Raw genomic sequence first — 25,188 nt, 5'->3', positions numbered from 1 at the left:
CGGGAATAGAACAAGGGCACCTTACGGCATCGTGACGAAGGCGCCCTGTTTCTTTTTTTAGGGGGAGAACAATCCTAGTTCAAATGCACAAGTACACGTTCCTGCCATAGCTGCGGAATAGTCTTCGCCGTCTCTTCCCAAACCTTGTAATCACCTACAGGTTTAGCGTTGACATACTCTTCTTTGGATAGCAGCTTAGCCGCAACATCATCAGGCAGCTTTACACTGTCACGGATCGGACGAGCGTACCCTTTGGCAAGGTTAACCTGTCCTTCATCACTAAGGATATATTGACGTGTCAGCTTCGCAGCGTTAGGATGCGGCGCATATTTGTTAATGATCGTTGCATAGCCGCTCACTACACTGCCTTCCTTTGGAATGGCTACCGCGAAGCCATCTTTGTTGATCTGGTCTCTATAGTTCAAAGCGTTGAAATCCCACAGCAGGGTAACTTCTACTTCCCCTTTTTCAATGTTAGCAAGGGAAGCTTCTGCATTGGAGAGACGCCCTTTTTTAGCCAAATCCTCGAAAAAAGCAATCCCCGGCTCAATGTTCGACTCATCGCCACCAAAAGCAATCGCTGCGGCCAATACAGCCATCTGCGCTTGAGCAGCTTTGGTTACATCGCCAACGATGATTTTGTAGCTGCCGTTCTTCAGATCTTCCCAGCTCTTCGGTGGATTAGCCACGAGCTTGGTGTTCGTCAGAAACGAAATCGTCCCTTGATAGCCCACAATCCAATTTCCGTCCTTATCCTTAGCCCAATCGGGGATCTCATCCCAATAGGTCGTTTTATAAGGCTGCGTTACCCCTTTATCTACAGCAACCGATCCAAAAGCGATCCCTACATCTCCAATGTCAGCCGTTGGCTTGTCTTTTTCCGCATCAAACTTGGCAATTTCCTCCGCGCTCGACATATCGGTATCTGAATGTGTAAGACCATACTTACTACTCATATCACTCCATGTATCTTTCCAGTTCGCCCAGGAATCCGGCATTCCCACACTGATAACACTGCCCTCTTCTTTAGCTTTACTCTCGATCTCGGTCAGACTTAATTCTTTGGTGCCAGCATTTCCATTCGTTGATTCGTCAGCCTTAGCCGAATTTCCACAAGCAGCAAGCAACAGGACGAGCAAGGATAACATTAGACCCATCGACAATTGATTTTTGATCCCTTTTTTCATGATTTCCCCTTCACTCCTATTTCTTATTTGCGGGCTTCTTTATGCTCAAACTGTTAGGCACCCAATTGCAGTATAGGCGTGTACTATTTTCGTGACATTAAGGAAGATAGGAATATTTGTAAATAAAAAGGAAGACATGCCAAAAAGCCACCTGATCCACTCAGGCAGCTTTGGTGTTTACGTTATTTTATTAAAGCCATCTTACCTTCTACGTGCCGCCATACTAACCACACCGTATCTATAGAGCACTTTCTTACCGAACCAACCAAATAGCCGATCCGTGAAAAAGCCCATAAAACCAAGGCAGAACAAACCAACAAATATCCAATCGGTACGAAAAAATAACCGTGAATTCCAAATCAGATAACCTACACCTTCGTTCGAAGCAATCATTTCCGCCCCGATAATCGCCATATACGAAGTTCCCATTGCTAGCCGGATGCCTGTAAAAATGTACGGTATCGTCGCCGGAACGATCACATGAATCAGGATTTGCCACTCACTAGCGCCCATACTGCGGGCTGAGCGGATTTTATCCTCCTCCACAGACATGACACCGGTCAAGGTATTCAGCACCACAATAAAAAAGGTAGCGTACATAATCAACGCAATCTTCGACTGCTCCCCAATCCCAAACCACACTAGAAACAATGTGATAAACGCAATCGGCGGGATAAACCGGATGAAGTTCAGAAAAGGCTCTGCAAAGATACGAATCACATTCACTTTTCCAATTACCAATCCTACGGGAATCGCTATTAAACTGCCGAGTACCCAGCCAATGAGCACCCGGTAAAAGCTAATGCCGATATATTGCATCAAGGTGCCATCTTCCAGCAGTTCCCGTCCACCCTTGAACGTACTCCATGGCCCAGGGATCACATCAGGACCGTAGATCACCGCTCCAAGCTGCCAGATGCAGAGTGCGGCAATCCATAGTATGGATACGGAGACCCATTTCTTTTCCACCCATTTCATCATCTGTTCCACCTTATCCTATTCTTCGAAATGGCTCTGAATTTGATTGTATAGCGAGTAAAATTCCGGTGAGCTTATATCCCGCGGATAAGGGAGCGTGTTGTCATAAATGTTCGTGATGTTAGAGGAAGGCCCCACAGACATAATGCCGATCCGTTCCCCCAGCAGCAAAGCTTCCTGAATATCATGGGTTACAAAAATCACCGTCTTATGCGTCTGTTGCCAGATATTGACCAGCTCCTTCTGCATCGTCCTCCGAGTCATCGCATCCAGCGCACCAAATGGCTCATCCATCAGCAGGATCGCCGGATCATTGGCGAGCACTCGTGCCAGCTGGACACGCTGCTTCATACCACCTGACAGCTCCTTAGGGAATTTCTGCTCATGCCCGTTTAGCCCAACAAGCCCGATGAACCTATCCGATATTGTATGTCGTTCTGCCTTCGCGATTTTCTTCATTCTCAGTCCGAACTCCACATTCTCTCGAACCGTTAGCCAAGGAAATAAAGAGGAATCTGCTTGCTGGAACACTACTGCCCGATCTCTGCCCGGCTTATTCACCTCTTCGTCATCCACCCGAAGGTTACCACCAGATTTGGAAACAAATCCGGCGATCATATTCAGCAGCGTCGATTTTCCGCAGCCACTTGGGCCGAGTAGAACGAAGAACTCCCCACCTTTGATTACAAGATCCACGTCTTTAATAATATAATGAACATCTCCGGCGACTGGCTCACTGTAGCTCTTGCGAAGCTGCTCAATATGAATGGTGTGCTGCTTAGCAGGTAATGACATGCTGAACCCTCCTATTTCTTATACGTGACTTCATCCGGCAAAGCTTTGGTCAGCGGTTCAAGATTAAGCTTGCTATCCAGATCGAAGTCCTTTTCGATGATTCCAGTGTCGACCATATATTTCTTCTGTTTAGTCAGACTGTCATATGCTTCCTGCGTGAACCCAAGGGCCCAAGGATTATTTGGAAGATCTTTGATCGTGGATTCCTTAGGCTGCTTCACTTCCTCGTACATCAGATCAGCCACCTCATCCGGATGAGCCTGTGCATAACTCCCTGCTTCATCCACTGCTGCGAGAAAATTCGCGATCCCCTCTGGATTGTTGGTTACAAAATCATTACCTGCTACAATGCCCATACCTAACCGTACGGTTGTTTTGGACATATCCGTCAGCTCATGTACGCCAGCAAGGGCACCCAGCTTATCATTAAGAACAGAACCATAGAACCATGCCCCATCCACAGCCCCCTGCTTCAAAGCAATATAAGATTCATCAAAGGCTCCCTGTCCTATCAATTCCACATCACTTAGAGCAAGCTCATGTTCTTTCAAATATTCATCCCAAAGGTATGGAATAAAGGTTCCGCGAATAAAGCTTAGCTTCTTACCCTTCAATTCCTCAGCTGTCTTGATGTCATCCTGTACGAACAGCTTCCATTCTGTTGAAGCTTCGTCTGTCGCTAGACCTGCCGAGGCGATGATAGAGTAATCCCCTTTCGACACTGCGTTCAGCAAGGGGAAATCCGCCCCGAAAGCCACATCCACCTGTTTAATGAAGAGTGCATTCACACCTTCTGCCGGAGAACCAAAGTTAACTAGTTCAGCATCTATCCCGTGTTTGGCAAAGATACCTTTATCTAACGCCACACGAAAAGTTGGATTCGTATTGATGTCGGCGATTTTAATCTTCAATGTCTCTTCTTTGCCGCTTGCTGCTCCATCTTTAGCGGGCGACGCATCACCTTTGGAGCTGCAGCCTGATAAAAGGATAACAACGGATAAGGATAAGAGCAGAAAGCTAGAGTTGATCCATGATTTTTTCAAAACAACATCCCCCTCAAATTTGTCAATTGGCTTTGCGGCTACTACCTTCATCTGTCGTCGCCACACAAGCAGCTCCCTCAACAAACGGCAGGGTTGTCGCTACACTCACTACGGAATCCGAACCTTTAGGTGCGACCCCCGGTACTCTGAACTGCGTTACATCTATCGGCTCAATCGCTTGTTCTTCCGGCTTCTCCAGCTGTGGTACCCATGCATATGGCACACGATAGGAACGATAAACCATGTTCGTATTTCTGGAGTCAATAAAAGGTGAGATGTATTCCCACACCAGTTCATGTTCTGGCGTAACCTCGAAAAGTCTACCGTTAGATCCTTCTGTAATTAAGGTATTGCCATTCAGCAGCCGCTGGGCTGAGCTGATATAAGGACTGTAGAATTTATAAGAATCCGTCGGAACGGAGAAGCCTGCTTCTGCCGCGGTATACTGCCATTCAATTTCGAGTGTTACTGGATTAATCTCCAGAATTCGTGAGTAGTCGCGGAGTGCATTTTTTTGCCCAAAGGGTGAAGATGGATTGGGAAGACCATAACCGCCCCAACCTCCGTTATCAAATACGAGTAAGTTTCCTTCTCCCGGCAAGCCCTTCGGAATGATGTGGGCGTGATGCTGGCCAATGATCCAATCGATAGACTTCAATTCTGGTATTGAGTAGTCTGGACCGATTCTCCACACGATGGCCCCGGTACGCTTATCTGTAATTGCGATAATATTCGCTTCCCGCGCATCCCAGATCACGTTATCTGGATGGAAACGCTCATCACCTGCATCATAAAACTTATTAGGTCCTACATAGGAAGCTGAATTGATATGCAACCAGTCACCCACACCGCCCCCCAAATTTCCGAAGGAACGTGAGTTAGGATCACGGAATAGGACATTTTTTGCCGCTTCATCAAAGCCCAACTCTGCAAAATGTTCATTTGGAGCCCACTCCCAAACGATATTCCCTTCCCAATCCACCTCGATAATCGTGTCATCCAGCAACTGCTTGTCGGAAATTTGGTGGTTGTAAATATTTTTGTGAGCGAGGATTAGGGTATTGCCGCCATCTACCTTTGGCTCCAGCCCTGGTGCAAAATAACCGACTGGATTACCTTCACGCTGATAGTCATGATGCTGACGGGCATACCAGAGCGCTTCATAACCCGGATCTTCTATATGCTCGTAGCTGTTGTATTTCCACACGATGTTACCATCCCAATCGACCTGCACCAGATCTACATTATCCTGAATACCAAATTTCGGATCTCTTCTGCCAGTGCTGCCTAGCACATAACCACCAGGGAAGATTTTAGCCGGAAACCCGAGCAGCCCCTTCCACAGATGCACTTCTTTACCGTTCATATCAATCAGAACAACGCCCTCTTCACCCGCTTGAAATACGGTATAACCACTCCATGCTTTGCCCGGATTATATACGGTTGCTCCAGTTGGATATATCGTTGAATGTCCCATAATTCATCTCTCCTACATTTGATTTATTTTAATAGCTAAGATAATTGCTTTTCTTGGTGACTGCCCGTGGCTTCTGTTCAAGGCTCGGTGAGGACTCGGCCTCCGCATTCTCCTTCGCCAGCTTCAGCAAGGTATCTGAGAATCCTTCAAGATTGCTGATGATTCGCTGATAAAAGTGACTTTGCTGCGTCAATTCCTCTTCCGTAAACCCCTCAAACAGAAGCGAGATACATCGTTCCCCAATATTGCTGTTAAGCTCCGCCATTTCCCGGCCTTTGTCTGTGATGTCCAGCATCACCGTCCTGCGGTCCCCTTCCTTACGTTTGCGTACAGTAAATCCACCTGCCTCAAGCTTATCGCTCAATGCAGTGATCGCACCTGACGTAAAGTCCAGTTCATCCGCTAAATCACCAAGCCGCTGTTCGCCTTCGCGAATGATTTTTTGCAGAATCAGCATACCTGGCAAGGAGATCCCTTCCACAGTGACCTTATCCCGCTCCTTTACGAACCTGCGGACCACCTTGCGGAATATCCAATCTGTCTCCTCCACCTGTCTCCAATACGTATCGCTCATGCCTACCTCATCTTTCTCCTTATCGGCCAACAAAAAAAGACTCCCAGCACATACCCCTGTCAAGGTAAAAGTGCGGGAGCCTTTGGCGGTCCAATCGGCTCGGATAAATTATTTCACTGTTCATTTAATTAGTGTTTAAGGATTGGTGATATCATATACCCCTTTATTCCTACCTGTCAAGTAAGTATTTTAAAATATAGAAAAAAGAGCACCCATAACGACGCAGATCAAAAGCTTGTTCCAATCCAAAATCAAATAAAATTCAAGCTTTTTCATTGACATTTTGCCCATTGTTAAATATATTGTACCTAAGAATAAATGTTTACCTAGGGAAACAAATTAGATATTTAAAATAAATGTTTCCAACAGGAAACAAATCATTGAATATAAGACGAGGAGTTTTTTTATGATCCAAATCAGAAACCTAAACGTGGATTATTTCGGTAATTCAGCGCTAGAAGATGTAAACATAGATATTCCTTTTGGGTATACGATCGGAATTATCGGGCCCAATGGTGCAGGGAAATCTACATTTATTAAGTCGTTGTTAGAGGTGATAAAAAAGAGAACAGGATCCGTTATGGTGGAAGGTAGAGATATTGCTGAGTACAAACGGAAGATCGCATATGTGCCACAAAAGAATGACATTGATCTTACTTTTCCAATCACAGTAAAAGATACCGTACTAACTGGAACCTACCCAAATTTGAGAATCTTCCAGCGCCCAGGCAAAAAAGAGCGGCAAACCGTTGAGGAATGTATGGCCATGGTCGATATCAGTGATCTTGCGAATAAACAAATCAGCAATTTGTCTGGGGGACAACTACAAAGGGTTTTTATTGCCAGAGCGCTTGCACAACGGGCAGATGTATTTTTTTTAGATGAACCTTTTGTCGGCATAGATCTAGTCAGTGAGAAAATTATTGTAAAGCTGCTTAAACAGCTCCGCGAAGAAGGAAAAACTATACTTATCGTTCATCACGATCTGCATGAGGTGGAAGAATATTTTGATAAAGTAATCATTCTTAATAAAAAACTCATTGCCTTTGGTGATGTGAAAGACACCTTTACAGCCGATAATATCCTCAACGCATACGGGGCCTCCTTAGGTAATCTGGTGATCAAAGGGATGGGAGGAACAGCGAATGATTAATTATTTGTCAGAGTTATTAAACATTCCAATCTATGCACTTAATGCGGGATTGTCTGCTATCATTCTTGGCATTGTCTCAGGCGTTCTAGGAAGCTTTATTGTGCTCAGAAAGATGTCATTAATGGGCGATGCTTTATCTCATGCTGTATTACCAGGTGTGGCGCTCTCTTATATTCTAGGGATCAACATTCTTGTGGGCGCTTCATTGTTTGGACTGTTAGCGGCAATTCTCATTCAATTTATTACAAGTCGCAGCAATATTAAAAGTGATACCTCGATCGGGATTATTCTCAGCTCATTTTTTGCTCTAGGAATTGTCCTCATCACTTTCGCCAAAAGTGGGCTTGACTTAACTCATATTTTATTTGGTAATATCTTGGCCGTCCCGCAGTCCGAGTTAACGCAATCCTTTATTATCATGCTTGTTGTTATAGCCATCATTTCATTGTTATACAAAGAGCTTTTGATTAGTTCGTTTGATCCTGTCGTCTCTAAGGCCTTCGGTTTGAAAACAGGGTTCTATCATTATCTATTGATGATGCTGCTATCCGTGGTTACCGTGTCCTCGCTATCTCAAGTAGGTATTGTGCTTGTGATTGCAATGCTGGTTATTCCAGCAGCTACATCGTATCTTTGGACAAATAAGCTGTTCCACATGATTCTCGTTGCTTCTACCATCGGTGCTGTATCTGGAATTATAGGTGTGATCCTAAGCTTTAGATTCAATTTACCTACAAGTGCCACCATTGTTCTGGTAGGCGTAAGTTTGTTTGCTATATCATTTATTATCTCGCCCAAAAATAATTTTCTAAGAAAAGGGGTTAAACAAGGATGAAAAAAACAATAAAGATGCTCTCTTTGACAATGTTCATCTTACTATTTACTGCATGTTCAAACGTTAGTGAGGGAGAAGGAAACAACGACAAATTAAAAATTGTTGCCACATACTCCATTATCGCGGATATGACTGAAAACATTGTAGGGGAAAAAGCTGAGGTATACAGTATGGTTCCCATCGGAACAGACCCGCATATGTACGATCCATTACCGAAGGATACAAGTAAAGTATCTAACGCAGATTTAGTTTTTTATAACGGATTAAACCTGGAAACGGGTAAGGGATGGTTTAAAGATCTATTAGATGTCACCAACAAAAAAGAGGTTGCCTTTGCTGTTTCAGATGAAGTAACCCCAATGTTCCTAACAGAAAAAGGCAAAGAAACTCAAGAAGATCCTCATGCCTGGCTCGATATTCAGAATGCGATTAAATATGTAGATATCATCACTAAACATGTCATCGAAAAAGATCCGGACAACAAAGATTTTTATCTGAATAACCAATCAGAATATGTAAAGAAGCTTAATGAATTGGATCAATATGCAAAAGAAGCGGTAGAAAAAATCCCGCAGGAGAAACGTATTTTGGTTACAAGCGAAGGGGCATTTAAATATTTTTCAAAAGCCTACGGATTTAAATCCGCATTTATATGGGAGATCAATACGGATAGTCAAGGTACGCCAGAACAAATGAAAAACATCATTAACATTATTGAGGAGAATCAAGTGCCCGCTTTGTTTCTGGAAACGAGCGTGAATCCGAAAACAATGGAAACGATCTCCAATGAAACAGGAGTACCGATACACTCCAAGATTTTTACCGATTCTTTAGCGAAGAAAGGCGAAGAAGGCGACACTTACCTTAAAATGATTAAATGGAATATCGATAAAGTTATTGAAGGATTAGCGTCATAAAAAAGGCTGTCGAGAATTTTCTCGACAGCCTTAACTCCTGTAAAGGACATAGCGGATAATTATCGTCCAGTTTCGATTACAATTGCCTGACTATCCTCATCATAAACCTGCATAAAAGATGAAACGGTCGGCAAGTAATCGGCTGCTACATACAAAGTACCCTTTATGTTTTGCACATTAAGCCCCCCGTTTGGCTTTAGGGAAAGTGTCCACTCCCCTTTGCTAATCATCGTCTCTTTACTTCCCGCATCCCAACGAATATCCGCTCCCCATGAGCTAAATAACGCTCTAACCGGTAAATATATTTTACCCGACTCCTTAATTGGTAGAGTGGCAGTGTTTAACTTCACCTGCACTCTGTCCAACCATACTTGGATGTCCTTACCTGCTGGCATTAGCGAGACTGCATCAAGCAGATCAGCTTCGCTACGAAGTGGCTTAAGGGCTTGCAAGTCGAGTTCTAATACCTTTAACTTATTATTCAGCGTATCTGTCACATACAATTTCCCGGAGCCAAGCGCAACACCGGAAGGCTGATTAAACATCACTTGATCCAATGCTCCAACCTGATCTCCCGAGATGCCCTGTCCTGCAACTGTGATGACTCTTCCATCCTTCTGAATGGCCCGAACCCGATGATTTAGACTATCAGCAATCAGCAACACTCCATCGGCATAAGCCAGACCACGAGGACGATTGAACAATGCCGTCTGGCGATCGCCATTCTGGAACCCTCCAGCCATATAACCAGTCACTGGATCAATAGGGGTTGCTTTGCCTGCAAAGGTCTCAACCTTATCGCCTTTAATCCATCGGATCATCTGATTTCCACTGTCTGCCACATAGAGATTACCGGTTTCATCGAACACAAGACCCACAGGCTCATTAAACTTGGCCGAAGTCACCGCACCGTCCAAATAAGCACCATCGTTGCTCTGCTGACCCGCAAAAGTACTCACAACACCTTCCGGTGTAACTTTGCGAATCAGATGATTCAGCGTATCGGCTACGAATACATTGTTATTGCTATCTATCGCTAATCCGCCTGGGGCGTTAAATTGCGCCACATTGGGTTGTCCATCTTTATAGCCAGCGATTCCCGTTCCTGCGAGGGTGTACACTTTTCCGTTCTCTATTTTACGGATTACATGGTTATCGGTATCACTGATATAGATATTGCCTTTACTATCAGCGGCAGTGTATGTCGGATGATTAAACAAGGCCTCTTCGCTCTTACCATCGGTATACCCTTCAGCATCATGTCCAACTACCGTCTGTAGATCGCCATTACTCCACTTGCTGATAGTACCACTTCCAGATTGCACGATAATGAGATCGTTGCTACCAGGTACGGTAACCACGCCCAACGGCTGCTTAAGAGAGGATACAGCATTCGACGAACCATTCTTGACGATACTCCCTTGAATGCCGTCCTTCGTGTTTTGTGCTGTTTCCGCCGCTACGATATTGGAAAATGTTGCGCTTATAAGCATAAATCCGCAAGCGATGGAGATAAGTTTCTTGTTCATTGCGTTATTTTCTCCTCTCAAGGGTTACCGCACCCTTAGAATTGCATATTTACATAGAGCCTGAGCTCGTCTATTACAATTTGCATAGAACCTTCATCTGCTACTATATTTTTCACTATGGGAATGATCACGATATAAGGCTCAGAACCCATTGCGTTCAAGAATTCTGGCAAAAGTTTGAGTACAAAGGTATTCTCATCGTTTCGAACCAGCGTGTAATCCTTGCTTTCCAGAGGATGAAGTTCTCCCCCAGACAATCCCGGCCGATATCCAATCTGCCCCGTATCATAACCCAGTGAGTGAATCGTAAACTCTGGAGCATCGCCTTCACCTACAACCTCGGTATAGTTAAAATGACTTGGAGCAACTTGTCCTTCGAAATAAAAGCCCTCATTGAATAGCTGTTGATCTTCTTCCTGAACCTCCCCGGAAAGAGCATTCTTTAACAAACCGCCACTAACTTTAATTTGAACTACAGACCCATAAGAAATTCGGTCCATTAGATAAAGAACCAGCTTGTTCTCTTCAATGATTACCTCACCTATTTCGAACATGCTCTCACTCTCACCCAACATAACTTTCACCATATTCCTGATCTCATTAGGATTAGAGTCATCTGCTATATTAAAAGCCAGTGGAGCTGTAAACGGCACAACAATCTTATTATCACGGATGAGATAATCATAGATATGGTCTCTAAATTCCTGCTGATCCAGCTCTGGTACACCGATAGGAGCTGGTGTTTCCGTTGGCACGGGAGTCTCGGCAGGTTCCGGCATCGGCGTTGGTGATGCCGTTGGTTCCGGCGTCAATGTCGGAGCTGATGTCGGCACAACCCCTTTGCCAGGACTAGCAGAAGGAGATACAGGATAGATAATCTGAGGCGCAGGCGTAGGTGTTGGTTTAAGCGCTGCCATAGCGTCTTTCTTTTGTTGTATTAAACGTTCGAGCTGATTCTTCATAACTTCGGTTAACTTCTGTTCTTCCTGTAAGTATTTCATATGCTGTTCCAGAGCAAAAGGCGGCAATCCTTCCAAGGATAGCGGCTCCCTATTCCATTGTTGACCATTCATTAAAAGCTGCTGGGAAGCAGTAATCGAAAACGCATTAGCATTCGGATTTAAAGGCGAAGCCACGCGAACGGTTCCTTCCAAAACCCCCAGATATCCATTATTTCCTAGCCCTCCAATCAGAGCTGGATTCCCTTGATTAGGATTAACGCTAACAAAAAACTCTGTGCCCATAACGCCCATGATAGCCGTCGGTGTCTCAATCTCGAACCTGGAGTCGCCATCCAGCTTCTTTTTCACCTTAATCAAAACTTGCCCGTTTTGTAGCTTCAGGCTTGTTTTTCCACCCAATGCCTTTGCGCTTTCGACTAATTGGCTAATGGTAAGTGTCGTCCCTGCTCCAATCGTAACTTCTTTGTTAGCGTCGAGATCGAGATTAACTTGTCCATCAGAACCCGTTATAATCGTATCGCCTTGCGTAATCGCCATCCCTTTAAAAGCGTTGAATTTCTTCGTCCCCCCACTCTTTTTCACCTCAGACTTTCCTGAGACTGCGGTTATTTTCCCCACCTTAACGCTGTCCTTCGCCTCTGTGACAACCGCTGGCCAAAGAATGCTGAATATCAGCATAAACGACAATGTAAGCTTTAACGACTTCACCTTCATCGCAATCCCTCCAATTCATAGACATGGATTCCTTGCTCCTTGCCCTTTACCTTGATCTCTCCTAATGAAACAGCAGATACTCTATCTTTTACAAAAGCGTAGGTAGCCTCACTGATGAGGATTTGCCCAGGCTTGGCATTGCTTTCCAATCGGGCTGCTGTGTTGACGGTGTCTCCAATCGCTGTATAATCCATCCGTGTCTTGGAGCCGATATTCCCAAATACAGCAGGGCCAGTATGTACCCCAATACCAAATTTAACGACCAGTCCAAACCGTTCGAACAGCTTTTGTTCCACCGCCGCCGAACCTTGCTTCATCGCCCACGCAGCCTTTACTGCTTGCATCGGATGATCCTCCAACAGCAATGGAGCATTAAAAATCGCCATCGTGGCATCCCCGATGAACTTATCCAGCGTGCCATCATACTTAAAAATACAACTCGCGGTCAAATCCAGATACTCATTCAGAATCTCAACAATCTCCTCCGGTTCAGCAGCCTCCGACAACAGGGTGAATCCGCGAATATCGACGAATAGCAAGCTCAACTCTCTGCGGCTTCCTCCAAGCTTCAGCCCTTCCTGACCGTTCTTGAGAATTTGATCCACTACCTGCGGGGCAACATATCGGCCAAAAATATCCGTAACTCTACGCTTCTCCATCAATTCTTCTAAATATTGAAAGGCTATCACGATAATGCAGCTAACGATTAGAAAAGGAATCACGTAACCTAGTGAAATTACCGTTCCATGGTCATAAAAATAACGACCCGCAAAGATAAGTAGGGCAATGATGACCACAATGACCACATAGGAATATAACATCTTCACCTTACGGAATAGTAGATAGGCTAGGAGCGCAACAAAAAGCAATACTGCCTCATTCCACTTCCAGTCCAGTACCCGTTTATAATTATCGTCCAGCAAAGATTGAATGATATTCGCATGAATTTCCACACCATATAATGTGTTTTTTCCGCTAATTGGTGTTAGGAAGTCATCCTTAAACCCTGTAGCATATGGCCCAATAAGTACAATTCTATTCTCAAAATAAGATGGCGGTACTTCTCCGTTAAGCACTGCCGAATAAGGAATCTCCTCAAAGGCTCCTTTACTGCCTGAATAGGGGATATAGAAACGTCCAAAGTCATCTAGCGGGAGCTTCTGTGGATCAGCAGTGCCCCCCATCACCTCTTGATATTTCTGAAAGACTGTCCATGACAAACTATGAATTGGCTTTCCTTTATAGTCAAAAGAATAAAGCGCCTTACGTACCACACGGTCGGTGTCGGTAATGGTATTAATATGGGCGGTTGCAGCGGCAGCCTCCCTCAAGGCCTCAAACGGCTCAGTCAGCTCCAGTGCTTCAATCTTTCCTTGCTCGGTATTAGGTGCAAAGGTACCATATATGGGCAGAATAACATTTCCCGCCCGAGCGACAGCCGCAGCGAACTCGGCATCCACCTCGGGATCCTCCGAACCCACCGGGAACGTCAGGTCAAACCCAATTACGGCTGGATGTCCCTCGGAAAGTGTATCTAGCAGCTGTGCATGAACATTTCTGCTCCACGGCCAGCTGCCGAAGTCCTCCAAGCTCTGATCGTCTATCCCGATAATCGCAATGGTAGTGTCCACTGTGCGCTCGTGCTGCATCACGCGATCTTGTAACAGATGATCAATGGAGTCGAGACTCCCTCTATACAGTAGAATCGCAAAAATTACAGTTAGCAGAAGTAAAATATGTGCTAGCTTTACTCTCAAGGTTCGTTTCTCCAATCTATGTATTATAGGATGAGTCCGAGCCAGCACTATAATAAGCGTTTAAATACGTTGGTAATTGATAAGCAAAGAAGATGGGATCAGTGGATAAAACAATAAGGAATACAAGTACCCATGGTTGAATACCCATTCCTGTGCCAATTAGAAGAAGTGCTTTAACCAGGAGAATAACTGCCGAATCATCGCGAATGACAAGTGTAATTACGAAAGAAATCATTAGGACTGTCAGCAGGAAGTTAGATTATCTATTAAAAATTTATTCAAAAATATTATATATGAAAAATCATATAAATAGTAAGAATTTCCTACTTTCATAGAAGAAAAGGGATAAAAAATGACAAAAGCAGACCAGAGTTCCCTCTGTCTGCCTTTGCCAAACTATCCTTATAAATTGATTATTCCATATAACAGTTTTGCAATTTCAGCCCGGGTTACTTTGCCACGAGGATCAAAGTTATTGTCACCCTTGCCGTCAAGGATTCCCTTGGCTTTCAATTCACTTACCGCTTGCTTCGCCCAGTCCGATACGCTGTTCATATCCTTAAAGCTTGCAGTAGCAGCACCAGAAGAGTCTGAACCAGCTTTGTACTGTATCAATTTCTGGAGGACTACAGCCGCTTCTTCACGAGTTATCGCATCTTTAGGCCGGAACTTGCCATCACTGCCTTGAATGAGCCCAAGCTGGACCGCCTTGTCTATCGATGAGGCATAATATGCATCCTCAGATACATCTGCAAAAGTACTTTGTGCGATAGTTCCACTAGCCTCATCCAATCCAAGTGAACGAATGGCTAGTGTAACAAAATCCGCACGGGTTACATTAGCTTGTGGACCATAATGTGTATCGTCGATACCCATAATCACATGCTTAGCCGTCAGCTTGGAAATGTACGACTCTGCCCAGTGACCAGCGGTATCACTAAATTGCTTCTGGTATTCCAGTACCGCGAAGGAAGAGAAATGATCTGTTGTAAAGGTAACGGCATTACCTTTAAAAACGCCACCCAAATATGTCAAGGTACTGCCATTTACATAATAGACGCCTGCAAAATCAGTATCGATCTTAGCAAGCTGTTCCTTCGTCAGCGTCAATGTAATGGTAACAGCACCTTTAAACTGGTGAATAGCCGTTTCTTTGCCGCCTGCTGTGATACTAAGGTTCAGCGTAACGGCAGCTCTGGATGGACTCATTCCAGCGACATTGGTTGGTACAGATATCGTACTTGTATCAACACTCAGCAGCAGCATATCGCTTCCGGCTGGGATCGCTGGTAAAGAGCTTGTTGGTACGCTTAATGTAATGCTGGAAGATACAATATTCAGACTCAGCTTCTTGTCGGCAGCCTGTTGGATGCTCGCTGCGTCAAGTGCAAGTTTAATCTGATCTTGGGTCAAAGCGCCTTTGCCTAAGCTAATCTTGATATTTCCACCTGTCGCAGCTTCCTCTATCAGCTTCTTTAATGCTGCAGAATTAGCAATATACATACCGTCACTTCCGAGGGTCAGTTCAACGCTTCCTTTTTCCGCTACAGGTGTAGCTGTAGGACTCGGAGACACTGTGGGCACTGATGAACCTACTGGAGGTGCCGGTGTCACTTCAGGCGATGGCGATACCTCTGGCGTCGGCGTCGGTGTTGGCGTCGGTGTTGGCGTCGGTGTTACATCCTCTTTTCCAGTGTAAAAGCCCCAAATATCTGAAAGCACACTGCCGGAGTGATCATCCTCGACCTTTGTATACCATTGGTAGTAACTATCCGGATTCCGTTTGCTCCAAGTAACCTGAGTCTCCGCACCGCTCTCTACTTGCTGATTGGCTGCGATTTTCTGATCGCTGTAGACCTTAACGCCGATATAATCGGTAGCTACACGTTTTGTCACAGGCTGTAGATCCAGATCTAATACGAACTCATCTTTGCCTGGGAATTCATTTTCATCATAATAATTATAATCGTCTAGATAAGGCGAATAAGTCTTCACACGCAGCTTATTGTTAGCAACATCGAACTGAAGCAGTCTAATATAACCAAGCCCACCCTCTTCGGCACCTTGATAGTCTGCCAGCATTTGATACACACTGCGATCCGGAATACCGTCACCGTTATCATCCAGCTCGTCGATCTTCAGCTCAGCATCATGATAATGACCGGATAACGCTGCGATTACGTTCTTGTTAGGTTTTACAACCATCTCAAAAATCTTATCCGCAATAGGTGCGCGGTTATTAGAAACCAGCAAGTATTCATGGAGGCAAAGAATCGCTTTGCGCTCTGGATAACGGGCAACGATCTCATTCATCCATTGAATCTCTTCTTCAGCCAATCCCCAGCCCATATATACGATAATAAAATCATTTCCATTTGCAGAAACCAAATCATAATGGCCCCGGTTGTTATCATAAGAGCCACCGAAGGTCGGCATATTCTTGAATCTCCACTCTCCAAAATACTCCCAGAACTTCGTATAATCCCCGGTTTGATGACCTACGTCATGGTTGCCCGCAAGCACACCATAAGGAATACCTGCATCCTCCAGAACCTTCATGTTCTGGTCCGCTTCCTTCCACTCGTACTCTTGATAGGATTTATCCACTACATCCCCTGTATGAATTACATATTTCAGGTTCAAATTATCCTTGTTGTCGGCTATCCACTTCACGTTCTTACGATAAATGTAAGGGTAGCTTTGGGAATAATATTGTGTATCCGACATCCATACAAAAGAGAAATCATAGGTGTCTTGCGTTACTGTGGGTGCAGTCTTAGCCACAGACGCAATCTCATCCTGAACCATAACAGCAATGCTATGTGCATTAGCAAATTGTCCTACGGTCACCGTCGATTTCAGCTCAAAATCCTCTGTTCCGGCGATCAAATGATCCAGCTGCACCCACTTCTCTTCAGCAGGACTCCAAGCATAGAGACTTACTTTACGACCTGGAAGTGAATTCCCCTTCCATTCAATATCCACACGATCTGTCGCCTTAACGGAATCATCAAGCTTAATTTCATAACGCTGATACGGGAATTGCTCTACAGCATCGTTGATTAAATACTGTCCGTCCACCGCGCTTATTTTACTGTAATCATCACCGCTAAGTGCTGTTTCACCCGCAGGTACGGATTGTTTCGGCGGCTCTGTATCGGATGCATTTATAAACCCAGCGAAACCTTGCTCAGGATGGTTAGCATCATACTTAAATCCTCTAAAGAAAGTAACATTCATCTTATCTTGGTTAGGATCTTCAACCTTAACCCTCAAAGTCGGATTAGTACCTACACCTGTCTCCCAGTTCGTAGGAGAAATAAGCTGGGGTGCAAATGGATTCTCATTCGGCACATCGAAGATAACTACTTTCTCTGCCTGATTGCCGATCTTGTCCAAGGCAGTGATAGAAAGCGTATGCTCTCCAGCCGTTAGCTTTCCGGAGGAAGTAGCATATGGAAGTTCAATACCTTTGCCATCGAGCTTCACGCTGACCTTGTCTACACCTGCGTAAGTATCCGTAATCTGAGCAGCAATTTCGAAATTACCACGATAAGTCTTTCCATCTTCAATCGATGCTTTGATGGATGGCGGCGTGTTGTCTACAATTACACTTGACGATACCTTAGATCCACCTTCAGTCAGTGTTACTTTATGTTCTCCATCAGCGGCTTCTTTAGTATTCCAGTCATACGCTTTCGAACGGAACAAATCCGATTTCAAATCGAACCGGAAACCGATAGATTCATGCTTACCTGCGCTGTCCCCCATCTTAATTTCTTTATCACGTTCTGCATAAGCAGGGTCCCAAATTTCAGTGCCGTCTGCAAGTAGTAGGCGTACATTTTTCACTTCGAAATCATCTTTATTCTCCTCGGGACGTGGGTCAAAAGGTGATGATTTAGAGCCCGCCCGAATGTAGATCACATTATCCGTGCCCACCTGTAAAGCGGCAGAGGAGATCGGGAAGGTCAATGTCGTATATGAAGTAATCGGGTCCATAAAGGTGTATAGAATGCTCGCATCCCCTAATTCTTCTGGTCCCATTGTGATGCCGTTTTTAAAATAATAATCCACATTTTTAGCTTCAAATACAAAGTAAGCATCATTCTCAAGCGCGGCATATGCCTCATGATTGCTGAGTACCTTATTATCGATGCTCAGGTCCACTGCATCAGCCTTTGCGGTGGCAGAGGTTCCTTTTACCGTCATAGAACCATGGATGAACTGCCCATCCTTCACATTCAAACGAAGCGCTGATTGATCAGGCCCTCCCGTAATTTTCACTTTCATTACCGGAGATTCGACCTCATTGGTGCCATCGGAAACGACGAAATAATACTGTATTTCATTTCTGCCAATCAAATCAGCCGATGATAACTTATAATGATACAAGCTATCGTTGAAGTCTTGGGATAGATTATGGCTGACAAAATCAGGCTGCTTGTCCGACGCTACCCTTACTTCTACAGATGTAATGGCTTTATTGTCATCAGCGAAAGCTTTCAAATCCAAACTCATCGACTGATCAATCTCCGTCACAGCAGTCAGATCATTCACCGTCGGATTTTCAGTATCCGGCTCTACATGGATCGGTGTACTAGGAACCAATCCTACATCCACTTGCCCTGGTGACGGAACGGCTGATCCTGTGCTAATCTTAAGCATTTTACTTTGCCCATTCACAGGATACTTGTATAGAAGCGCTTTATTTTCTTTGGTGTCGTCACCTTTAGCTCCACCCTCATAGGTGAGGTCAGCATCATAATACGCAGAGGAAATTTCTTTCTCCGTGTTGCTCTTGATTACGACTGCCCGGCGGCCAGAGTTCGCCATCCCATCACTTTTAATTAAAAAGAGGTTCGTGCCATCGATCAGATTCGTATTGAATTCTGTATTAAAATCATCAGCAGTGTATGTACTGTTAGCACTATTCATAATCCAGAACACCACAGACTGCTGTGCAGGAATGACGAAACTCTCTTTCGTAGAGGGCCACTTCACATCAGAAGCGTTGCCTTTATCAGGATAGCGATAATAGATCTTATAGTTCTTAAAATCAACCGGTGCATCCGTATTGTTATACACCTCAATGAATTCAAAAGCATCGGTGCTCGTTCCTTTTACATTCGTCGAATTCGGCAGCAGCTCAGTAACTAACAGCGGCGGCACATTGTTCGAATCAAACGCAGGCAGGTTCACTTGAACAGAATAATGCTCCGTAACATTGTTTACACGGATGCTGTAGTGCAGTTCCGGCTCTTCCAGCGCAGCCGCAGGAATCAACGCAGTGAACTGATTATCCCCCTTTGATGTCATAGTGATTACCGTATCTTTTGCCTGGGAAGGAGAGCCGTATTGCAGCTTCACTACCGGCAATGCTCCATCTGGGCCAATCTCTAGGTTCGTAATCTTCGCGGTGATAGGAAGATCAGCTGGATCTACACTGCTCTGCGTATGGTGTTCAATCAACGGCTGTTTGTCTCCAGGCACTGGTATAGGAAGTTGTTCGGGTTCTACGGTTCCAGGTGTCGCCGCAGCCTTTCCCGAAATCGCCATGAGACTCATCGTAGAGCTGTCAGCTTGTGAAAATTGATAGAAAATCCCGTTGTTTTCCTTCACCTGTTCTTTTCCATAAGAAGAAGAGATAATTAGGGCATCTCCTGCTTTGCTTTTAATTTGTAAGCTACGCGTATCAGTGTTAGCCATACCACCGCCACCGTTGATACGGAACAGGTTTACGCCTTCTTTCAAGGATGCTGAAGGATTAAAATTTTTGATGAAATCCTCGGCAGGAACATTCAGATTATTGCCGTTCATAATCCAGAAGACGATATTTCCATGCGCCGGGATTACAGCATCGCCGTTGGTTATCCATTTATCTCTGTTATAATAGTAAAAATAATAATCCTTAAAGTTTACTGGCTCATCCGTATTATTATAGACCTCAACAAATTCATAACCATCAACAGAGGATCCATCCGCACCTTTGACATTTTTAGTATCTGGAACAACCTCTGTAATAAGTAATGCTCCTGGATGAGCAGGTGTCGCATACACATCTGCCACTACTGTCGGTTGATTTAAAAGCGTATCGAGCTCAACCTGCTCGTCAAAATGTGCTCCTAATTCGGAAGAGGTCTGCTCTGTGTCCAGCTGCTGTTCTTCAGCATATCCTGCTGGAACCATTATCCCCAACATCAGACTACTTGCAATTACGCTGGATAGAAAACGTTTAGCTTTTGCTGTTATTCTCAAAACTCCGAACACTCCCCATTTGTTTAGTTGTGACCCAGTGCATAAATATGCATTGAAGATCATCTGGAAAGTATACTAAGGATATATTATCGCTATATCATTTCAATGTTAAATCTTTAGGTTATCTTAAATATTGCTTAAGCTTGGACTCAGGTTTGCGGGTTACAATAGAAATAGGTTAAATCACAACCATCACAAACACATTCAACAGAAAACCATAAAACGTTATTTGTAAAATAAGAAAAGAGGACTCTAATGGATATAAAAAGAGTGATTATAGTAGGAACCGTAGTTATAGTGATGTCTTTCGGAAATGCTTGGAGTAGCCTTACTGCAAGCGCGAGTTCGCCTGCCCAATGGTCCACTGTAAAAGCTGCAGATCCAGACGAATTATTATTGAAAGCCCTTAACCAACCTACAGATGAAGATCTGTACGATGCCTTATATGATGGCAAGTCACTTCAAGATATTGCCTCAGAGCAAAACACAGATATTGAAGATGTGATCAATCTACAGGTAGCACAGCTAACAGAACAGCTAGATTCAAGGCTAGCTTCCGGAAGCATTACAGCCGAGCAGTATGCAGCACATACAGCCGAGCTGAGGGACATCGTTACGGAGAGCGTTCTCACTTCTTTCGGCTAACAAAGATACATACAGTGGCCGTACAACATTGCTCCGCGCCAACCATAAAGAGGGTGATCCGATAGCCATTAAATGGCTATCGGATCACCCTCTTCTTATATTCAGAGCTATTTAATTGAATTCTTAATTTCTATCTTGCTGTCTCTATTGATCTCCAGTATATCCAGGAAGAACACAAAAATTGGAATACCGAGAATTAGACCCCATACACCCAAATAATGCTCAGAGAATAACAGAACGATAAAGGTATAGAACATCGGCAGGTTCATTTTGGATGACATCAGCTTAGGATTCAAGAAGTAGCCTTCAACAAAATGTAGTACAGCAATCATAACGAGTACATAGATCGTCATAGCCAGACCACCAATATTGTAGCCAATAATACACAGCGGAATTAGTGAAATTACAAAGCCTACCACCGGTATCAGACTAAGCAGGAAGATCATGATCGACAAGGCGAATAGATAAGGAAAACCTAAGATCCAGAGTCCAATCACCGTAAAGCATGTATTAAACAGCGCGATCAGTATTTGCGCTTCGATCACTTTACCAAAAGATGAGATGAATTTTCTACCGAAATACTCAAGCTCAACATAGAACCAGGAGATCTTGCTATCTTTAAGACGTGTAGTAAAATTGACAATTCTGTTCTTCTCAAGAATAAAGACAAAGCTCAGAATAGTAGATAATACGAAGCTGGTGCCCCAATTACTTATTTTCAGGACGTATTCAAGACCATCTTTCACATAAGACTGGTAGTTCAAATCCTTAAGCTGCGCAAATAAATACTGCACAATATCGTTCTGCGGAATATTTGCAGGGGTTAAACTGGTTAGAAAATTTGTTAACTGCTTAATCTGCGTAAAGACCTTCGGTAAATAATTCACTAAGGTCACTACGATCAGCGCAATCAGAGCTAAATACAGAATAACAATAATGACCTTACTGTTGACTGCCACATATTTATTGATCCGCTTCGTAAGCAGCACTTGAAAGCTATTCATTACATAAGCAATCAAAAATGTTAACAGTACTAAATTGAGCATATCTCTAATACTGAATAGCAGCAGGGCAACAAGACCCAAAATAAAAAAACGCCGGACCGTTAAATTCGCGTAATAACGCTTAAATACTTCCATCAGTTCTCTCCATTCGCCTACCAATTAGTACTCTTTTATAGTCTACAGTAAGGAATTCACTTATAGCAACTAGTGATTCGCCTAAATTGGCGAAATTTCTCACTTTTTGTAAACTCCTAAGGAACATAAGGGTAGATGACATCCATTCCATACAGTTCCTCAGCCTTTTATATTCCCCCAGTGGTGTGTAATAAATTAACGATCCGACTCTTCTGATCATAGTTGAGATCAATATGTAGATCTTTGCATAATTGTATAAATGGAACCATCAAGGTCCCTTTCCTCATTTCGGGCGCACTTCCTATCAGAGCTACTCTTTGGTTATTCAGGGTTAATTCCATGGGCGAATCTACATGTTTGATCTGCTCAAGGGTTTGAATTGCGGTTAGATTCTGACTTCCCCCGTTGATTCGAGAGGCGTTCCGGTCTGTTCTCGCATTGATCCCATCCTGAATTTTAAAAGTCAGCGTAATTCCGAGTGAGTCACAGGCGGATAGCAATCGGTCATTGTAAGATCCATAAGGAAAGGCAATCGCTGAATCGGTATTCCCCAGCTCTTCCTTCAGCCTTTGCTCTGCCTTGGCCAAATCACGAGTAACTCTGCTGTAGTACTCCGTATTCATTTCGTTTCTGTTCTCATCGTCGATATATAATAAGGCACTGGCCGCTGGCCGCTCCCCACCTTCAGCATCCACGATACCATAATGGTGTAAGTCATACGTGTGACTATAGAATCCCATCCCGTCCCGCTTCATTTCCCGCATCTGTTCCCAGGTAAGCTTCGGCACACTGTTCGGATTGGGGTGATCGATCGTAGACACGATAACAAAATTAACTGCCGTATAACCATATTTTTTTAAGATAGGAAAGGCAAACTCATAGAAGCTCTCATATCCATCATCAAAAGTCAGCAGCACCGCATTATCTGGAATCGAGCCATTATTCAGCATAAATGCTCGATATTGTTCCATCGTAATCACATGAAAGCCTTCTTCCTTTAGCAGCTTCATTTGATCCTCAAACCGATCAACCGATAATATCCAGGGAAACTGTGGCATCGGCTTCTCTGAAAGATGATGGTACATCAGCACAACTACATTGTCTCTGTAGTAAATGCCTTTCGGAAGTGGTCCCTGCTTCTGCCAGTCGATACGCATATTAAGCGCCTGTTCGGCAACAGCCTTGGGAATCATAAGCTCATCAGGCGAGGCCGGGTATGTAGCTACCGTCTTAATGATTTGACCGTTCACATTTATAGTAACTGCAGAAGACTCACGTTGATTGTTGATAATAGCAGCGAGGCTTATTAGCAGAACGATGACTAAAAGAATCATATATTTTTTCGTATGCACTCTTTGAATCTCCTTAAAATGATTTCTTATTCACTATGTAACTACATATTCGGTGACAGTTCCACCTACTTTTGGTTACATTTTCTTTTTATTTGGGTTCATACAATAAAAATAGGAGGCGAACCTTAAGCCCGAACTGGCTTGAGGAACACCTCCTGCAAATGGAGATCTATAAATAATTATATACATCTATATGTAATTATAGACAGTCTAAGGCCTATTCTTATCTGCAAAGTAATTCTCTTCGCCAAGCTCGTCCACAAACTGCTGCAGCCAATGATAATACTGAACGGCATGCTCCAGCTTTTCCAGATCCTTCAGACAGAATTGCCGCTCTTCCTCCGATGTATCCACAGCTTGAACCAATCCCTCCAGCTCAGGAATAACCATATCCAAAGCATGCCTCATGACATCAATCTCCCGCTGCAGCTTCATCCCGAAAAAGTTCTTAAAAGTCTGAAAGAAATCCGTTTCCACTGCATATAGATCCTTTCGATCCTGCTTCTCCTCCAGCTTGGTGACCATCTTGGAAGCCATCAAAGAACGAACTCCATAGCTCATATTACTCTTGCTCATATTCATCACTTTCTTCATTTCTTCAAGCGTCATCGGCCGGTCTTCAAAGAACATAATCCCATAAAGCTGCCCAAATGAGTAATTGGCACCATATAAGTCCATCGTCTGAGCAATCGCATCGATCATCGGACGCAGTAGCTGCTCACGTGGAGATAAGTCTCTATTCTCTTCACCATAGGCTACCTGTTTCATAGCTGCACCTTCATTCCACTTAGAATCTGTCCTTTTATTTTACACAAAATAGCAAGTACTTTCGCTAATCTCTTAAATTTTTACATAATCTCGCATCGATCTTTACGCCCGCTTGACCACGTAGCCGCCATATGAGTGTACAATTTTTTTTGAACGGAGGAGCTTTCCTCAGAATTATACCGCAAAAAACAGAAGATGGAATGGGGTATCGACAGAAATATGAAACGCTCAAGATTTATAGGTGAGTTGAAACCGGTGCTCTTTACCTTGCCGGCAATGATTCCATTCGTTGTATTTTGGCTTGCGCCATTACTTTATGTATTTTATCTCAGCTTTAATGAATGGGACTTCATGAGCCCTGAGAAAACCTTTGTCGGACTAACCAACTACCTGGATCTGTTCAGCAACCCTGCCTTCTATAAAGCACTAAGAGTAACCCTGTTATTCTGTGCGGGAAGTGTACTGCCCGTTATTCTGATCGGACTAGGACTAGCACTCCTGATGAATGGGAAACTGAAAGGCTCCACTCTCTATCAGGTGCTGCTTTTCTCCCCTTGGGTCACGCCGACAGTGGCGGTATCGATTGTTTGGTCCTGGATTTATGAACCGGAAATTGGCTTGGCCAATACCGTACTTGATTTCTTAGGTCTAGAAAAAATCGGTTGGCTTCAAGACCCGAAATGGGCGCTGCTCGGCGTTCTGCTCGTGACCATATGGAAATCGGTCGGTTGGGCAATGATTTTTTACTTGGTGGCACTCCGTAATGTTCCTTCTGATCTGCTGGAAGCTGCTGAACTGGATGGAGCAAATGTTGTTCAGAAATTCATTCGCATTATTTTACCGCTAATCTCGCCAACGACACTGTTTCTGTTCATCGTACAGATCATCGGGGCATTACAGGCTTACGACCAGATTAACGTACTCACACAAGGCGGACCGTCGGGTTCAACACGCACTTTACTCTATATGTATTATCAGTCTGCCTTTGAAGCTTTTCAGATTGGAGAAGCCTCAAGTGTCGCAATGGTTCTGGTATTTATATGCATGCTGCTCTCCGTAGTCTCACTAGAGGTTAGTAAACGGACAACCCATTATCAATAACAAC

Annotated in this window: 19 protein-coding genes; 5 read left to right on the top strand and 14 right to left on the bottom strand. The window is 44.0% G+C overall.

Translation table 11 applies throughout. The features are described from left to right. Window positions 1-74: 74 nt before the first annotated feature. From CA598_RS17200 to CA598_RS17175, 6 genes are all read right to left on the bottom strand, one after another. Entirely contained in the window at window positions 75-1,187 is a 1,113-nt protein-coding gene (locus tag CA598_RS17200; RefSeq protein ID WP_094877261.1) for an ABC transporter substrate-binding protein, read from the bottom strand. A 201-nt stretch (window positions 1,188-1,388) separates the two neighbouring features. Beyond that, window positions 1,389-2,165, bottom strand: a complete 777-nt coding sequence (locus tag CA598_RS17195) for an ABC transporter permease (protein WP_094873842.1) — start codon at window positions 2,163-2,165, stop codon at window positions 1,389-1,391. An 18-nt stretch (window positions 2,166-2,183) separates the two neighbouring features. After that, window positions 2,184-2,960: an ABC transporter ATP-binding protein gene (locus CA598_RS17190; RefSeq protein WP_094877260.1), complete on the bottom strand. Its 777-nt coding sequence runs from the start codon at window positions 2,958-2,960 to the stop codon at window positions 2,184-2,186. Between the two features lie 11 nt (window positions 2,961-2,971). After that, a complete protein-coding gene (locus CA598_RS17185) occupies window positions 2,972-4,003 on the bottom strand; it encodes an ABC transporter substrate-binding protein (RefSeq protein ID WP_256990006.1) in 1,032 nt (343 codons plus the stop codon). A gap of 22 nt (window positions 4,004-4,025) precedes the next feature. Continuing rightward, window positions 4,026-5,480, bottom strand: coding sequence for an aryl-sulfate sulfotransferase (locus tag CA598_RS17180; RefSeq protein ID WP_094877258.1), 1,455 nt, complete (start codon window positions 5,478-5,480; stop codon window positions 4,026-4,028). Between the two features lie 28 nt (window positions 5,481-5,508). Then, a complete protein-coding gene (locus CA598_RS17175; protein ID WP_094877271.1) occupies window positions 5,509-6,054 on the bottom strand; it encodes a MarR family winged helix-turn-helix transcriptional regulator in 546 nt (181 codons plus the stop codon). 406 nt (window positions 6,055-6,460) lie between these two features. Between CA598_RS17175 and CA598_RS17170 the strand changes: the two genes are divergently transcribed. From CA598_RS17170 to CA598_RS17160, 3 genes are read left to right on the top strand one after another with little or no spacing between them, the layout of a single operon-like run. Beyond that, window positions 6,461-7,207 (top strand): metal ABC transporter ATP-binding protein, encoded by a 747-nt coding sequence (locus CA598_RS17170; RefSeq protein WP_094877257.1) that lies wholly within the window; start codon window positions 6,461-6,463, stop codon window positions 7,205-7,207. Continuing rightward, window positions 7,200-8,042, top strand: coding sequence for a metal ABC transporter permease (locus CA598_RS17165; RefSeq protein WP_094873831.1), 843 nt, complete (start codon window positions 7,200-7,202; stop codon window positions 8,040-8,042). Before CA598_RS17170 ends, CA598_RS17165 begins: the two co-directional genes overlap by 8 nt. Further along, a complete protein-coding gene (locus CA598_RS17160; protein WP_094873829.1) occupies window positions 8,039-8,959 on the top strand; it encodes a metal ABC transporter substrate-binding protein in 921 nt (306 codons plus the stop codon). Before CA598_RS17165 ends, CA598_RS17160 begins: the two co-directional genes overlap by 4 nt. A 59-nt stretch (window positions 8,960-9,018) precedes the next feature. Here CA598_RS17160 and CA598_RS17155 read toward each other — a convergent pair whose 3' ends face one another. The 5 genes from CA598_RS17155 to CA598_RS17140 form a co-directional block, all read right to left on the bottom strand. After that, window positions 9,019-10,488 carry a stalk domain-containing protein gene (locus tag CA598_RS17155; protein WP_094877256.1) on the bottom strand — a complete coding sequence of 490 codons (1,470 nt, stop codon included), beginning with the start codon at window positions 10,486-10,488 and terminating at the stop codon, window positions 9,019-9,021. A gap of 35 nt (window positions 10,489-10,523) precedes the next feature. Further along, on the bottom strand, window positions 10,524-12,164 hold the full coding sequence (locus CA598_RS17150) for a FecR family protein (RefSeq protein ID WP_094877255.1): 1,641 nt from the start codon (window positions 12,162-12,164) through the stop codon (window positions 10,524-10,526). Next, window positions 12,161-13,921, bottom strand: coding sequence for a CHASE2 domain-containing protein (locus CA598_RS17145; protein WP_143812419.1), 1,761 nt, complete (start codon window positions 13,919-13,921; stop codon window positions 12,161-12,163). The genes CA598_RS17150 and CA598_RS17145 overlap by 4 nt, the downstream gene beginning before the upstream one ends. Window positions 13,922-13,937: 16 nt before the next feature. Further along, a complete protein-coding gene (locus tag CA598_RS31990; protein WP_143812418.1) occupies window positions 13,938-14,156 on the bottom strand; it encodes a hypothetical protein in 219 nt (72 codons plus the stop codon). A 167-nt stretch (window positions 14,157-14,323) separates the two neighbouring features. After that, a complete protein-coding gene (locus tag CA598_RS17140) occupies window positions 14,324-20,179 on the bottom strand; it encodes an S-layer homology domain-containing protein (protein WP_179283691.1) in 5,856 nt (1,951 codons plus the stop codon). Window positions 20,180-20,434: 255 nt separating this feature from the next. Here CA598_RS17140 and CA598_RS17135 point away from each other — a divergent pair, with 255 nt between their 5' ends. Beyond that, window positions 20,435-20,824 (top strand): hypothetical protein, encoded by a 390-nt coding sequence (locus tag CA598_RS17135; RefSeq protein WP_094874219.1) that lies wholly within the window; start codon window positions 20,435-20,437, stop codon window positions 20,822-20,824. A gap of 107 nt (window positions 20,825-20,931) precedes the next feature. Here CA598_RS17135 and CA598_RS17130 read toward each other — a convergent pair whose 3' ends face one another. From CA598_RS17130 to CA598_RS17120, 3 genes are all read right to left on the bottom strand, one after another. Then, window positions 20,932-21,963, bottom strand: coding sequence for an AI-2E family transporter (locus CA598_RS17130; RefSeq protein WP_094874218.1), 1,032 nt, complete (start codon window positions 21,961-21,963; stop codon window positions 20,932-20,934). A 167-nt stretch (window positions 21,964-22,130) separates the two neighbouring features. Further along, window positions 22,131-23,315: a polysaccharide deacetylase family protein gene (locus tag CA598_RS17125; protein WP_094877252.1), complete on the bottom strand. Its 1,185-nt coding sequence runs from the start codon at window positions 23,313-23,315 to the stop codon at window positions 22,131-22,133. Between the two features lie 210 nt (window positions 23,316-23,525). After that, window positions 23,526-24,083 carry a GbsR/MarR family transcriptional regulator gene (locus tag CA598_RS17120; RefSeq protein WP_094874216.1) on the bottom strand — a complete coding sequence of 186 codons (558 nt, stop codon included), beginning with the start codon at window positions 24,081-24,083 and terminating at the stop codon, window positions 23,526-23,528. 219 nt (window positions 24,084-24,302) lie between these two features. Between CA598_RS17120 and CA598_RS17115 the strand changes: the two genes are divergently transcribed. Then, window positions 24,303-25,184 carry a carbohydrate ABC transporter permease gene (locus CA598_RS17115; RefSeq protein ID WP_094877270.1) on the top strand — a complete coding sequence of 294 codons (882 nt, stop codon included), beginning with the start codon at window positions 24,303-24,305 and terminating at the stop codon, window positions 25,182-25,184. Window positions 25,185-25,188: the final 4 nt, after the last annotated feature.

Origin of the sequence: Paenibacillus sp. VTT E-133291, assembly GCF_002264395.1 — a bacterium.
GTDB lineage: Bacteria > Bacillota > Bacilli > Paenibacillales > Paenibacillaceae > Paenibacillus_AQ > Paenibacillus_AQ nitricinens.
Note: the sequence above shows the minus strand (reverse complement) of the source record. Positions and strands in the feature narration are given on the sequence as shown.

What these genes read in the sequence shown, in the direction of transcription:
- CA598_RS17200 (WP_094877261.1), bottom strand. Translation starts at nt 1,187, where the DNA reads ATGAAAAAAGGGATCAAAAATCAATTGTCGATGGGTCTAATGTTATCC.
- CA598_RS17195 (WP_094873842.1), bottom strand. Translation starts at nt 2,165, where the DNA reads ATGAAATGGGTGGAAAAGAAATGGGTCTCCGTATCCATACTATGGATT.
- CA598_RS17190 (WP_094877260.1), bottom strand. Translation starts at nt 2,960, where the DNA reads ATGTCATTACCTGCTAAGCAGCACACCATTCATATTGAGCAGCTTCGC.
- CA598_RS17180 (WP_094877258.1), bottom strand. Translation starts at nt 5,480, where the DNA reads ATGGGACATTCAACGATATATCCAACTGGAGCAACCGTATATAATCCG.
- CA598_RS17175 (WP_094877271.1), bottom strand. Translation starts at nt 6,054, where the DNA reads ATGAGCGATACGTATTGGAGACAGGTGGAGGAGACAGATTGGATATTC.
- CA598_RS17170 (WP_094877257.1), top strand. Translation starts at nt 6,461, where the DNA reads ATGATCCAAATCAGAAACCTAAACGTGGATTATTTCGGTAATTCAGCG.
- CA598_RS17165 (WP_094873831.1), top strand. Translation starts at nt 7,200, where the DNA reads ATGATTAATTATTTGTCAGAGTTATTAAACATTCCAATCTATGCACTT.
- CA598_RS17160 (WP_094873829.1), top strand. Translation starts at nt 8,039, where the DNA reads ATGAAAAAAACAATAAAGATGCTCTCTTTGACAATGTTCATCTTACTA.
- CA598_RS17155 (WP_094877256.1), bottom strand. Translation starts at nt 10,488, where the DNA reads ATGAACAAGAAACTTATCTCCATCGCTTGCGGATTTATGCTTATAAGC.
- CA598_RS17150 (WP_094877255.1), bottom strand. Translation starts at nt 12,164, where the DNA reads ATGAAGGTGAAGTCGTTAAAGCTTACATTGTCGTTTATGCTGATATTC.
- CA598_RS31990 (WP_143812418.1), bottom strand. Translation starts at nt 14,156, where the DNA reads ATGATTTCTTTCGTAATTACACTTGTCATTCGCGATGATTCGGCAGTT.
- CA598_RS17135 (WP_094874219.1), top strand. Translation starts at nt 20,435, where the DNA reads ATGGATATAAAAAGAGTGATTATAGTAGGAACCGTAGTTATAGTGATG.
- CA598_RS17130 (WP_094874218.1), bottom strand. Translation starts at nt 21,963, where the DNA reads ATGGAAGTATTTAAGCGTTATTACGCGAATTTAACGGTCCGGCGTTTT.
- CA598_RS17120 (WP_094874216.1), bottom strand. Translation starts at nt 24,083, where the DNA reads ATGAAACAGGTAGCCTATGGTGAAGAGAATAGAGACTTATCTCCACGT.
- CA598_RS17115 (WP_094877270.1), top strand. Translation starts at nt 24,303, where the DNA reads ATGAAACGCTCAAGATTTATAGGTGAGTTGAAACCGGTGCTCTTTACC.